Annotated in this window: 10 protein-coding genes; all 10 read left to right on the top strand. The window is 63.7% G+C overall.

Annotation, left to right across the window (positions count from 1 at the left end):
* Positions 1 to 24 precede the first annotated feature (24 nt).
* The 10 genes from PLANPX_RS05530 to smc all read left to right on the top strand — a co-directional run bounded on the left by PLANPX_RS05530 (position 25) and on the right by smc (position 13,098).
* Complete coding sequence (locus tag PLANPX_RS05530; protein ID WP_152097770.1) at positions 25 to 1,341, top strand: glucose-1-phosphate adenylyltransferase; 1,317 nt, start codon at positions 25 to 27, stop codon at positions 1,339 to 1,341.
* Between the two features lie 156 nt (positions 1,342 to 1,497).
* Positions 1,498 to 2,277, top strand: coding sequence for a toxin-antitoxin system YwqK family antitoxin (locus tag PLANPX_RS05525; protein ID WP_152097769.1), 780 nt, complete (start codon positions 1,498 to 1,500; stop codon positions 2,275 to 2,277).
* Between the two features lie 67 nt (positions 2,278 to 2,344).
* Entirely contained in the window at positions 2,345 to 2,659 is a 315-nt protein-coding gene (locus PLANPX_RS05520; protein WP_152097768.1) for a Dabb family protein, read from the top strand.
* 166 nt (positions 2,660 to 2,825) lie between these two features.
* Complete coding sequence (gene ppk1, locus PLANPX_RS05515) at positions 2,826 to 5,021, top strand: polyphosphate kinase 1 (protein WP_152097767.1); 2,196 nt, start codon at positions 2,826 to 2,828, stop codon at positions 5,019 to 5,021.
* 382 nt (positions 5,022 to 5,403) lie between these two features.
* Positions 5,404 to 6,375 (top strand): DnaJ C-terminal domain-containing protein, encoded by a 972-nt coding sequence (locus PLANPX_RS05510; protein ID WP_152097766.1) that lies wholly within the window; start codon positions 5,404 to 5,406, stop codon positions 6,373 to 6,375.
* Between the two features lie 98 nt (positions 6,376 to 6,473).
* Complete coding sequence (locus PLANPX_RS05505; protein ID WP_152097765.1) at positions 6,474 to 6,716, top strand: hypothetical protein; 243 nt, start codon at positions 6,474 to 6,476, stop codon at positions 6,714 to 6,716.
* A complete protein-coding gene (gene rnpA / locus PLANPX_RS05500) occupies positions 6,717 to 7,067 on the top strand; it encodes a ribonuclease P protein component (RefSeq protein ID WP_152097764.1) in 351 nt (116 codons plus the stop codon). It begins immediately after the preceding gene.
* Positions 7,068 to 7,076: 9 nt separating this feature from the next.
* Positions 7,077 to 7,316, top strand: a complete 240-nt coding sequence (yidD, locus tag PLANPX_RS05495) for a membrane protein insertion efficiency factor YidD (RefSeq protein WP_152097763.1) — start codon at positions 7,077 to 7,079, stop codon at positions 7,314 to 7,316.
* A 247-nt stretch (positions 7,317 to 7,563) separates the two neighbouring features.
* Entirely contained in the window at positions 7,564 to 9,276 is a 1,713-nt protein-coding gene (locus tag PLANPX_RS05490; protein WP_152097762.1) for a flagellar basal body P-ring protein FlgI, read from the top strand.
* Between the two features lie 192 nt (positions 9,277 to 9,468).
* Positions 9,469 to 13,098 carry a chromosome segregation protein SMC gene (gene smc, locus PLANPX_RS05485; RefSeq protein WP_152097761.1) on the top strand — a complete coding sequence of 1,210 codons (3,630 nt, stop codon included), beginning with the start codon at positions 9,469 to 9,471 and terminating at the stop codon, positions 13,096 to 13,098.
* Positions 13,099 to 13,501: the final 403 nt, after the last annotated feature.

Raw genomic sequence — 13,501 nt, 5'->3', positions numbered from 1 at the left:
ATCCACTCAGCTGGAAGATCCATCATGAAGAATGCGGTAGCAGTCGTATTAGGCGGCGGACAGGGAACGCGGTTGCAGCCGCTAACGAACTACCGGTCGAAGCCGGCCGTGCCGCTCGCCGGCAAGTACCGCCTTATCGACATTCCGATTTCCAACTGCCTCAACAGCGGCATCAACCGCATCTACGTTCTCACCCAATTCCTCTCAGTGAGTCTCCACCGCCACATCCGCGGCACCTACCGCTTCGACAACTTCAGCGGCGGCTTCGTAGAAATCCTGGCCGCCCAACAGACGATGTCCGAGGGCACCGGCTGGTACCAAGGGACCGCCGACGCGGTGCGCAAGCATCTCCGCTACTTCACCCAACTCGGCGTCGATTACGTCGTAATCCTGTCAGGCGACCAGCTCTACCGGATGGATCTCGCCGCGATGATCCAAACGCACATCGACTCGAAGGCCGACATCACCATCGCCGCAAAGCCTGTCCACGCCAGCGAAGCCGCGGCGATGGGCATCATGCGCGTCGACGCTTCGGGGCAAGTCGAAGGCTTCGTCGAGAAGCCGAAAACCGAAGAGCAAATCGCCCCCGTCCGCATGGACCCGGGCTGGATCGACAGCCGCGGCGTCGCCAGCGGCGGCCGCGATTGCCTCGCCAGCATGGGTATCTACGTTTTCAGCGCGAAGGTGCTGGCCGAGATGCTCGCCCAGGACAACCACCAAGACTTCGGCCGCGAAGTCTTCCCCCACGCGATCGGCACCCGCCGCGTGCAGGTCCACCTATTCGACGGTTACTGGGAAGACATCGGCACGATCGGTTCGTTCTACGAAGCGAACCTACAGCTCGCTCAGCCGAACCCGCCGTTCGACATGAACGACGCGAGCGCACCGATCTACACCCGCCCCCGCTTCCTGCCGCCGTCGCGGATCGACGGCGCGATGGTCACCGGCAGCCTGATTTCCGACGGCTGCATCATCGAGCCGGGCGCCCGCATCGAAAACAGCGTCATCGGCCTACGCTGCCGCATCGGCCGCGACGTCACGATTCGCAACTCGATCTTGATGGGCGCCGACTTTTACGAATCGCCGGAAGCCGTGGCAGCCAGCGATTTCGCCGAGGAACCACCGATGGGCATCGGAGCCGGCGCCGTCATCGAAGGCGCCATCGTCGACAAGAATTGCCGTATCGGCCAGCGGGTCCGTATTATTAACGACGCCCAGCTCGACGACGTGTCGGGCGACTGCGTCGCCATCCGCGACGGGATCATCGTCGTCGGCAAGGACACAATTTTGCCCCCCGACTGGTACTTCGAAAGCGGCAAAAAGGCCCCCGAATCGGCCTAAACCGCAAAGCCGCACCCGCCGGCTACAGAAAGCGACTTGCCCCCGGCGGCAAGTCCGCGACGATTGCTAGGCTGGGACGCAGTCGACCGGCATACTGAAGGTTCGCCCCACAAGCCAACCTGCCCCGGCGGGCAGGATCTCCGGAGAGTAGTTTCGATGACTTTTCTGCGTTCGCTTCGCTACTTCGCCTTGGCCGCCTGCGTCGGCGGGCGCCTCCTCGCCGATAACGTCGCGGTCGCACAAGACGCGGCGGCGCCGCAGGCCGCGCCGATCTACCTCGACGAACCGACCCCGGCGCCAGAGCCGACGGTCGCGCAAGAAGGCCCCGTCAGCGAAAAGTACGACGACGGCAAACCGCGCGTCAGCCGCCAGGTGCGAATCCTCTCTGACAATCAAGTCGTCAACCACGGCCAATACACCGAGTACTACCGCAACGGCCAGAAGTTCGCCGAGGGGAATTTCGACAACGGCGTTCACGAAGGCCCCTGGAGCTACTGGCACGACAACGGCCAACTTGCCAAGACGGTCATCTTCAAGAAGGGCGCTCCCGACGGCCAGTGGGAAGTCTTCCGCGCCGACGGTACGCTGCAGTCGAAGAAAGGTTACAAAGCCGGCAAACGCGACGGCGCTTGGACCAGCTACTTCGCTGACGGCAAGACGCCCAAGATCGAACAAAGCTTTGCCGAGAATCAGCTGGCCGGCGCTCGCAAGACCTTCTACGAGAGCGGCAAGCCTCGCCAAGAGTCGATCTTCGTTGACGGCGCTCTCGACGGCCTGATGACCGAATACGACCAATCGGGCCGGAAGGTCGGCGAAGCGACCTTCTCCAAAGGCAAGCTCAACGGCAAGCTCAGCCGCTGGGCCGCCGACGGCACGGTCAGCGAGCAGTTCTTCAAAGACAATCAGCGCATCGCCCCAGGCGAAGCTCCTAAGTAGCCGCCGCGCGGCCTCTCAAGTCGCTGTAAGTCGCTTGACTCCCATCCAATCGAACTAGGATCGAAATATGTCCGCCCCCGGCCTCGCCCACGTCGTCTTCTTCACGCTCAAAGACCAATCGCCAGCGTCGGTTAAATCGTTTATCGCCGCCTGCGACAAATACCTCACCGATCACCCCGGCACGGTCCACTACAGCGCAGGCGCCCGCGAACCTTCCTACCAACGCCCCGTGAACGATCAAGACTTCGACGTCGCCCTGGTCGCCGTGTTCGACAGCAAGGAATCCCACGACCAATACCAGGTCGCTCCGCGGCACAAAGAATTCATCGCCGAGCAGTCGCCCAACTGGTCGAAAGTCCGCGTCTTCGACGCCCTCGCCTAAAACGACGCACGCAAACCCAAAGCGAGCCCCCGGCTTTAAGCCGGGGGTCCTGAACCTGCCGCCGGCAAAACTTGAGTCTTTTTCCCCGCCCCGGCAGCGGGGCCTCGGTACGCTATAATTGCGCTGGCGTTCTCCCCGCGCATCCCCAGCCGTACCGTCGCATTCCATGTCCGAGCCCGTCGTCTACCAGCCCGAGCACTTCATCAACCGCGAGTTGAGCTGGCTGGAGTTCAACGCTCGTGTGTTGGAAGAGGCTCAGGATCCGTCGAACCCGCTTCTCGAGCGCGTGAAGTTCCTCTCGATCTTCAGCTCGAACCTCGACGAGTTCTTCATGGTCCGCGTCGCCGGCCTGCGCGAACAAGCGTTCGGCGGCGTGGCCCCGCAAGACGTCGCGGCCGACGGCTTCGACGCGCTGCTGCAACTCCAGCGCATCTGGCAGCGGACGCGCGAGTTGGTCGAGCAACAATACCGCTGCTGGAACAAGGCGATCCTTCCAGCCCTCGCCGAACAGCAAATTCTGCTGCTCAAAGAAGCCGACTTCGACAAAGCCCAGAGGAAGATCGTCGACGAATTCTTCCGCCAGCGGGCGTTCCCGATCCTCACGCCGATGGCGATCGACCCCAGCCATCCGAGCCCCCGGTTCCACAATCGCGGCCTCTACCTCGCCGCGCTCTTGCAGCGGACGAGCGGCCTGGGCCCCGCGGAACTCTTCGCCGTGGTCCAACTGCCGCAGGTGCTGCCGCGATTCATCGACGTTGGCGGACCGCACGAGAACAAGCTCGTGCTGCTCGAAGACATCATCGCCTGCAAGCTGTCGGAACTCTTCGGCGGCTACGAAAGCGCCCACCACGCGACGTTCCGGCTCACGCGCGACATGGACGTCGACATGCTCGAGCAAGAGTCAGACGACATGCTGCGGACGATTGAGTCGCGGCTCCGCGATCGCCAGCATTCCGAAGCCGTTCGCCTCGAAGTCCACAAGGAAATGAGTCGCGATCTGCTCGAAACGCTCATCGGCGAAGAGCAGTTGCAAGAAAACTTCTTCGTCGAAGGCGAGAAGTACTCCGAGGTCTACCGCGTCGATGGCATGCTCGACATGACGGCCCTCAACGAACTCGCCCGCCTACCTGGCAAAGACGCTCTCCGCGACGCCCCGTTCACCCCGCGTCAGCCGCTGGGGATGCGCCGCGGCGACAACCTGTTCGCCGAAATCGCCGATCGCGACGTGCTGCTTCACCACCCGTTCGACTCCTTCGATCCGGTGGTCGATTTCATCCAGAGCGCCGCTGAAGATCCGCACGTTCTCGCGATCAAGCAAACGCTCTACCGCACCAGCGGCGACAGCCCGATCGTCAAATCGCTCATCCAAGCGGCCGAGAACGGCAAGCACGTCACCGCCCTCGTCGAATTGAAGGCCCGCTTCGACGAAGCGAATAACATCAGCTGGTCGCGGCAAATGGAACGGGCCGGCGTCCACGTCGTGTACGGCTTCATGGATCTGAAGACTCACTGCAAGCTCGCGATGGTCGTGCGGCAGGAAGGCGCGAAGGTCCGTCGGTACTGTCACCTTGGCACGGGCAACTACAACCCGTCGACAGCTCGCCTCTACACCGACACGGCGTTGTTCACGTCGAACAAGCTCGTCGCCGACGATTGCACGGCGCTTTTCAACTTCCTCACTGGTTACTCGCAAGGGCACGAGTGGAAGAAGCTGGTGATCGCCCCCACCGATCTGCACCGCCGCACGATCGAACTGATCGACGAGCAAGCCGCCCGCGCCCGCGAAGGCAAGAACGCACGCATCTTCGCGAAGCTTAACTCGTTGGTCGACGGCGAAACGATCGAAGCGCTTTACCAGGCGAGCCAGGCCGGCGTGCCGATCGACCTCGTGATCCGCGGCATCTGCTGCCTGCGGCCAGGGCTGGCCGGCATTTCCGACAACATTCGCGTTCGCAGCATCGTCGATCGCTTCTTGGAGCACAGCCGCATTATGGTCTTCGGCGATGCGGGCAAGGAGCACGTCTACTTCAGCAGCGCCGACTGGATGCCGCGCAACTTCGAACGCCGCGTCGAGGTGATGTTCCCGATCGAAGCGCCTGAATTGAAACGCCGCGTTTGCGAAGAAATCATTCCGACGTACCTCCGCGACAATTCCCGGGCACGCGTCCTGATGCCCGACGGGGCCTACGTTCGTGCAGCGGCCTGGCACGACGAGCCAGAGCATCGCGCTCAACGCGAACTGCTTGCAGCCAGCAGCGGCGTGCCGATTCCCAAATTGGCGACGCCGCCAGCCAGCGTCACGGAGCCCGACGTCGCCGGCAAGGCGAAGAATGCCGGCCAGAAGTCGAAACAAGGGGCGTAAGTGGTCGTGCAACCTTTCCTTACTCAGCAAGTTGGCCCCAACCCCGACGAAAAAGTAGCACGGAGTTAATTTTTGAATTGCTGTGGTCCCCTCCCCTTGAGGGGGAGGGTTAGGGAGGGGTGACGGCAGCGTGTACCAGGATCCCCCCCTCCCCAGCCCTCCCTCTCAAGGTGAGTGAGCCACAACATTTAGGAGGCGCGTCTAGCAGTTCGGCAAATACCGGTTCAACCGACTCTGAAGATTAAATCCAAGCGAAATCTTCGTCGTGATTCAAATTTGCCCTCTGGCTACTGTCACTACCCAGCTCGCGCGCGACCGCTAAAATGGGGCTCTCCCGCTGAATACTTCCCCCGCGCGCCTCTAAATCAAACGCTCCGCATTCATGGCAGAAGATCACTACGCAACGCTTGGAGTCGCTCGCGCCGCGTCGGCCGAGGAGATCAAGAAGGCGTACCGCAAGCTCGCGCGCGAAAACCACCCAGACCTTCATCCCGATGATCCGAAGGCGAAGGAAAAGTTTCAACAGGTTCAAAACGCGTTCGACGTGCTGAACGACCCGAAGAAGCGGGAAATGTATGACCGCTACGGGAGCGCCTATGAGTCGATGGGCGCCGGCGGCCCGAATCCGCGTCCTTGGCCGGGCGGTGCAGGCGGGGGCGGTCGCGGCGGGCAAGATTCGTACGAAGTCAACTTCGAGGATCTGTTCGGCGGCGGAGGCGGGGCAGGGGGAGGCGGCTTCGGCGACTTCTTCAAACAATTCGGCAATCGCGGCGGCGGCGGGGGCGGCCGGCGGCGGCCCGTGCCTGAATCAGGCGCCGACCTCGAACACGAACTCGCGATCCCGTTCGCCAGCGCCATCCTCGGCGGCGAAGCGCAGATCGCCGTCCAGCGCGGCGACGGACGCCAAGAAACCATCCACGTCAAAATTCCCGCTGGCATCGAAGACGGCAAAAAAATCCGCCTGCGCGGCCAGGGCGAACCAGGCGCCAACGGCGGCGAACCGGGCGACATCCTCATCCGCGTCGCCATTGCACCCCATCCGCAGTTTCGTCGCCACGGCAAGCGGCTAGAGATCACCGTGCCGATCACGCTCGCTGAAGCCATCGGCGGCGGCAAGATCGACGTCCCCACGCCCCACGGCACAATCACGCTCACCGTCCCGCCCGGCACGTCGAGCGGCAAAAAGCTGCGTGTGAAAGGGCAGGGGGTGAAGGCGGGTTCCGGCGAGCCCGGCGATCTGTTCGCGGAACTGCAGATTGTGATGCCGAAAGATCTCAGCGACGAAGAACGTCAGCAACTGGTCGAGATCGCCCAGCGCCACAACGACAACCCGCGCACGGAGCTTCGCTGGTGATCGGCGCAGCAATCAACGTGACCACGCGCTGTTGCCTAGCTCTTGCTGAGACGGCGCCGCCGCAGAAACTCTCGCCCCCCGCGAGCGCAGCCGTGCTAATGGCTCTGCTTGGCATCGCCCTGCTCGGAATGTTGCTCGTGGTGGTCATCCTCCTAGGCGGGAATTGGGTCCGCAAGCAAGGGAAGTTCCGCCGCGGTCCGTCCGTTCCCCCTGATCGACTTCCCCTGCGCCGCAGCACCGATGCGGAACCAACGGCGTCGGACGCTAAGATCTCGGGCTCGCAAGCAGGCGTCGACACCGTCAAGGCGCCGCCGATCAATCGCGACGAAACGATCAGCTAAGTGAGCGACTTTTCCTTCCACCGTTCGCGACGAATTCTGAAGAAAGCGGAGTTCGACCGCGTCTTCGCCCGCCGCCGCTCGCAAGGCGACGGCATGCTCATCCTTTACGCCTGCGAAAACGAACTCGACCATCCGCGCATCGGGCTGGTTGTCTCGCGGAAGGTTGGCAACGCCGTCGTCCGCAATCGTTGGAAGCGCTGTCTTCGCGAAGCCTTCCGCCTGTCTCAGCACGAACTACCTACCGGAGTCGATCTGGTCGCGCTGCCGCGCGCCGGCGCCGAACCGACAATGCCGCGCATTCAACAATCGCTCCGCACGCTTGCCCAGCGACTGGCCCGCCAGCTTCGCTAGCACTGCCGCATGCACCGTCTCTGGAAACATCTCGTCGCCGCTCCGAGCTATCTCATGATTGCCGCCGTCCGCGGCTACCAGCTTTGCATCAGTCCTTTTCTTGGCCCCCTCTGTCGGTATGAACCGACCTGCAGCCAGTACTTCATCGAAGCCGTTCGAAAGTATGGCGCCATCCGCGGCGCTTGGCGGGGACTACGGCGAATAGGTCGGTGCCATCCTTGGGGCGGCAGCGGCTACGACCCGCCTTAGAAGCGCGGCGACGTTCCCCTAGCCCCGGGCTCCGCCCGGGGGTCGCGCACCATACGGTGGTGCGTCGCCTCTACTTCACGCCGACCCCCGGGCAGAGCCCGGGGCTAGACGCTAGCTCGCGCACTGTCGGTCTACGACCCTCTAGCTCTTGACCCAATCCGCCAGCGTCCCTACCCTCCGCGGCCTCTCGGTCTCGGAACCGGGCTGCGCGCAAGGCTGCGCGCAGCGACCTGTCGGAGCTACGTCCATGTCGAATCAAAATCGCCGCAGCCAGTCCATCTCCCGACGAGCGGTGCTGAAGGCAGCGGCCCTCTGCGTCGTTTCGCCGCTGGCAACAGGCTGCATGGGCCCGATTTTCCGCCCGCAGAGCCCCGACGCCGCCCTTTCGACGATTGAGGACGGCGCCCTCGACGGCTCTCAGCTCGTCAGCGCCGTCGCCCATCCGTACGGCATGAATTTCGTGAAAGTCGAAAACGTCGCCCTCGTTACCGGCCTCGCCGGCACTGGCGAAGACCCCGCCCCCTCGCCGCAACGCGCCGCATTGCTCGCCGAACTCAACCGCCGAGAAATCGCCAATCCCAACGAGATCCTCAGCTCCCCCAACACGGCGTTGGTGCTCGTTCGCGGGTACTTGCGCCCCGGCATTCAAGCAGGCGATCGCTTCGACATCGAAGTCCGCACGCCGTCGCGCACCGATACCACCAGCCTCCGCGGCGGCTGGTTGATGGAAACGCAGCTGAGCGAAGTCGCCGTTCTCGGCGGCGCGCTCCGCAACGGCCACGACATTGCCGTCTGCCAGGGCGCCATCTTGGTCGACCCGTCGGCCGACATCGAGAACAACCCCGCCCTGATGGTCCAGGGACGCGTGCTGAACGGCGGCGTCGCCACCAAGTCACGGCAGCTCGGCCTGATCCTCGATCACTCGCACCAGTCGATCCGGCTCAGCCAAATGACGGCCAAAGCGGTCAGCGATCGCTTCCACACGTACGTCGACGGCCGTCGCACGGGCGTCGCCACGCCGCAAACTGATGAATACATCGAGCTGATCATTCATCCCCGCTACAAGGACAACATCGGCCGCTACATGCGCGTTGTTCGCAGCATTGCCATCCGCGAATCGGCTCAGCAGCGGCTCGATCGTCTCAAACTGCTCGAAGGCCAGCTGCTTGACCCGGTCACCTCGGAAACGGCCGCTCTTCGCTTGGAAGCGATCGGCGGCGCCGAAGCGATTGAAATTCTCAAAAAGGGCTCGCTAGCTAGCGACTCGGAAGTCCGTTTTTACGCCGCCGAAGCGCTTGCTTACCTCGACGTGACCGAAGCCGTCGAGCCGCTTGCCAAGGCCGCCACCGACGAGCCCGCCTACCGCGTCGCCGCCTTCTCGGCCCTCGGCGCCATGGAAGACGGAGCGTCGTCCGAGGCGTTGACCAAACTCCTCGGCGTGAAGAGCGCCGAAACCCGATACGGCGCCTTCCGCGCGCTCTCGACCATGGCGGTCGTCGACCCCCTCGTTCGCGGCGAAAGCCTGAACGGCAAGTTCAGATACCATCGCCTCGACGTCGGCGGCCCGCCGATGATTCACGTCACCAGCAGCCATCGCCCCGAAATCGTACTGTTCGGCCCCGATCACCAGTTCAAACTGCCGCTCGTCCTCGACGCCGGTCCGCGAATCCTGGTCAACGGCCTCAAGGGCGACAAGATTACGGTCAGCCGCTTCGGGCCGAACAATCCGACCGAGCAGCGGATCGTCTCGGCGAACGTCGACGAGGTGATTCGCGCTATCATCGACCTCGGCGGCGACTACCCCGACGTGGTCCAGATGTTGCGCAAGGCCAAAGAAACCGGCGCCCTGCCCAGCCGCTACTGCGAAAACGCCTTGCCGGAAGTGGGACGCACGCCCGATCGCAGCGATTCGAAGTCGGACTCCAAAGAGGGAGCCCATCTGGTCGCGAGCGGCGGCTAGGAATTCAGCTTCTTCGATGCGACGGGAAGGAACCGCGAATGACGCGAATCAACAGCAAAGTATGAAACACTGCAACGCCATCCAGATTTCTCCGGCATAACAGTCAAGCATCCATGCAGCGGCCTCGCCACCCAAATCTTCATTTGCGTCTAGTCGCGTGATTCGCGGTTAAAACTTCTTCGATTTCACGCCATGCTTTCCGCCCTCGAACTCAACGGTTTCAAGAGCTTCGCGGAGCGAACCAGGTTCGAGTTCCCGGCCGGCATCACCGTCGTCGTTGGGCCGAACGGCTCGGGCAAGTCGAACGTCGTCGACTCGATCAAGTGGGTCCTCGGCGCCCAAAGCGTGAAAGCCCTCCGCGGCAAGGAGATGACCGACGTCATCTTCAGCGGCTCGCGTTCCCGCCGCGCGGCCAACGCCGCCGAAGCGTCGCTTATCTTCGACAATCGCGCCGGCATCTTCGACCACGACGCCGCCGAGATCCAAATCACCCGCCGCGTCTACCGCAGCGGCGAGGGCGAGTACCTCATCAACCGGCAGCCTTGTCGACTTCGCGACATCCGCGACCTGCTGGCCGACGTCGGCATGTCGAACGGCGCTTATAGCATCATCGAGCAGGGCAAGGTCGACGCCGTTCTGCAATCGTCGCCCAAAGAACGCCGTCTCATCTTCGAAGAAGCCGCCGGAGTGAGTCGTTTCCGCATAAAACGCGAAGAAGCGGCCCGCCGCCTCGAAAAGGTCCAGCAAAACCTCCTCCGCCTTGCCGATATCGTCGAGGAACTTGAAGCGCGCTTGAAAACCGTCCGCTCGCAAGCCGGGCGGGCGCAGAAGTACTCCGAAGTCTCCAAGCGACTGCAACTACTCCGCACGCACGTCGGGCTGGAGGATTGGCGCAAGCTCACCACCCGCATCGACGCCTTACGCACCACCGCTGGTGCCGAAGAAACCGACGTCAGCGGCATGGAACGCGAACTCGCTGAATGCGATGCTCGCGTCGCCGAGGTCGACCGCCAGAACGACGAACTCCAACAAGGCTATCGCCAAACCGCCATCGCCGAGTCGGCCGTCCGCGAACGCCTCGCCCAATGCGAATCGACTCGCAGCAGCCATCTCGCCCGCGTCGACGAGCTCGAACTCGAAACCCAACGCCTCGGCCAGCAGCTGCTCGTGCTGACCACCCGGGCCGGCGACGCCCAGCAGTTGGTCGCTGAAACGGCCGCGGAGCTGGCCGCCTCGCAAACGCAGTTCGACGCCGGCGCCGGCGTTATCTCTGGGCGCCAGCAAGAACTCGCGGCCGCCGAAGCGGAACTCGCTAACATCGCCGCGCAAGCGACTCAGACGCAGTCGCAACTGCAACAGGCCGAGCGCGAACTTGCCCAAGTGCAGAACGACGAACAGCTGCTAGAAGCGAAGCTGCAAACGGCCGAAGGCTCGCTCGGCCGCTTTGACGACGAACTGGCGCCCCTCGCTGCGTCGCGCGAGCGGCTCCTGGGCGAGCAGAAACGCGCCGCCGCCGGCCTAGCGACGCTCGCAGCCGAACTCGAACAGGCGACTCAGCTTCACCAACGCGCCCAGTCGGAACTCGCCGCCGATCGCACCAAGATCGCCGCGCTCCACAAGCTGGTCGCCGATCTCGAAGGCCGTCTCACCGGCGCCCGCGAGCGGACCGTCGTCCTCGAAGAACTCGAGCGCCGCCTCGAAGGCCTCACCTCCGGCGCCAAGGAAGTTCTCCGCCAGGCGCAAGCCGATCCCGACGGGCCGTTCCGCAGCGTCCGCGGCGTTGTCGCCGATTTGCTGCACGTCGACGCCGATTCGGCGCCACTCATCGAAATCGCCCTCGGCGAACGGGCTAACTATCTCGTCGTCACCGAAACCAAGTCGCTCGCCTCGGCCCTCGCCGGCGAACCTGGCAGCTGGCCCGGCCGCACGAGCTTTCTGCGGCTCGACGTGCCGTCGCCCGCCAGCGCCGTCGATCGGATTGATCTCGCCGACGAACCGGGCGTCATGGGCCGCGCCGACATGTTCGTCGACGCCGACGAAGAGTTGCAGCCGATGGTCCGCCGCCTGCTGGGCCGCCACTGGCTCGTCGACACGCTCGCGACGGCGATTCGTCTGGCAAACGGGCAGGGCAGGGGACTGAACTTTATCACCGCTTCGGGCGAAGCCGTGCTCGCCGACGGCACGCTCACCGTCGGCCCGCGCCAAAACATCGCCGGCCTCCTTTCCCGTCGCAGCGAGCTGCGCGCTCTCCGTGAGCAGATTGAGGAAATGGAACGGGCCGCCGCCGACTCGCAACGCGATCGCGAAGAGCTCGAACGACGCATCTCAACCACTGAAGCTGGCCTGCAGCGTCTCGCCTCGCGCCAAACCGCTGCTAGCGACGCCCACAACGAGGCGCGACTGCAAGCGGCCTCGGTGACCGACAAACTCGACCAACTCGACGGCCGTATGGCCGCGATCGCCGCCGCCCGTGAAGCCGCCGCGGCTCAGTTGCAAGAACTCGCGCAACATCGCAACGGCTCGCTCAACCGCGCGGAAGAACTACGCCTGCGCATCGAAGCGGCCCACGCTGCCAGCACCGGTGCAGTCGAACGTCAGGCCGAACTCGAAGCCGCCGTTGAACAACTCCGCCACGCCGTCACCGAACAACGCGTTCAGCTTGCCCGCAGCGAGCAACGTCTGGAAGGCTTGCAGCGGCAAATGGAGCAACTCCGCCGCGATCACGCCGAACGCGACACGCTGCTCGAGGAAACGCGTACGCGAGCCGCTGAGTGCCAAACGCAACGTGCCCGCTTGCAGCAACTCGTGCTCGACCTTGCGGCTGAAAGCACCGAGCTTGTCACTCGCAAGGACGAGTTCAGCGCCAAACTCGCCGAACTCGACGCCGCTCGCCAAGGTCGCCAAGGCATCCGCACCGCCGCCGTCGCCGCCGCCGACGCCATCCGCGAACAACTCCTCTCGCGGCAACGTCGCCTGCAAACCGCCCAGCTTGAACTCCAGCAACTCGTCCAGCAGCGCTCGGCGACCGCTGAACGCTTGCGAGAGGACTACCAACTCGATTTGGCTACGCTAGCGGCCGAACAACACGCCGTCGAGGAACCAGTCGAAGGCATCCCCGGCGACCGCGCCGCCATCGAAGTCGAAATTCGCGACCTGAAGAACCGCCTCCAAGCCGTCGGCCCGGTGAACGTCGAAGCCCTCGCCGAGCTCGAAGGCCTTGAAAGCCGCTACGGCACGCTGGCATCGCAGTACGAAGACTTGCAGTCGGCCAAGGCGCGGCTCGAACAGATTGTCCAGCAGATCAACGGCGAGAGCCGGCAGCTTTTCACCGAGTCGGTCGACAACATCCGCCGCCACTTCCAAGAGATCTTCCGCGGCCTGTTCGCCGGCGGCGAGGCCGACATCATTTTGGAGGACGACGCCAGCGGCGACGTGCTCGAAGCCGGCATCTCGATCATCGCCCGCCCGCCAGGCAAACAACCGCGCAACATCTCGCTGCTGTCAGGCGGCGAACGGACGCTCACCTGCGTCGCGCTCTTGCTAGCGATCTTCCGCAGCCGTCCCAGCCCGTTCTGCGTCCTCGACGAAGTCGATGCTGCGCTCGACGAAGCGAACATCGATCGCTTCGTCGAAGTCCTCAAGCAGTTCATGCAAACGACGCAGTTCATCGTCATCACGCATTCCAAGCGGACGATGACCTGTTCCGACACCTTGTACGGGGTAACAATGCAAGAGTCGGGCGTGTCGAAGCGGGTGTCGGTAAGATTCGAAGACGTCAGCGAAGACGGCCACATCGCGCCGTCGGCGCTCAAGGCTGCCTAGCGGCCTCGACGGGATCACGGCGTCAGTGGTCCGTCGTCAGTCGTCAGTTGCTGGGGGATTGATTGCTTGCAGCCACAGCAGGAGCTGCTCAGCCAATCAACTCTCCCCGCGTTTCAGCAACTGACGACTGACAATCGGGCCGTCGCAACCGTTCCAACCGTCGCCGGCGGCACTGTCGGACCACTTTTCGCCTCCGGAACGGGCGGATCAACCGTCGAGAACGGTGCAACGGTTGAAAGTTTCTAAAGTCGACCCCCCTCTCGACTCGAAATAAGTAGCGGATGGAGTTCCCTCCACCAGCGCTTCCCCTTCATCGAGGGGGCGGCAACGCTGGCCCAGGGATTCCATTGAAGGGGGGAGCCTGCCTGACACTGCACGCCGCTTTGGTGCCGCGTTGCGCCCT

The sequence above is a fragment of the Lacipirellula parvula genome, from assembly GCF_009177095.1.
Classification (GTDB): Bacteria; Planctomycetota; Planctomycetia; order Pirellulales; family Lacipirellulaceae; genus Lacipirellula; species Lacipirellula parvula.
The sequence above is the reverse complement of the archived record's forward strand: the minus strand, read 5'-3'. Positions and strand labels throughout refer to the sequence as shown.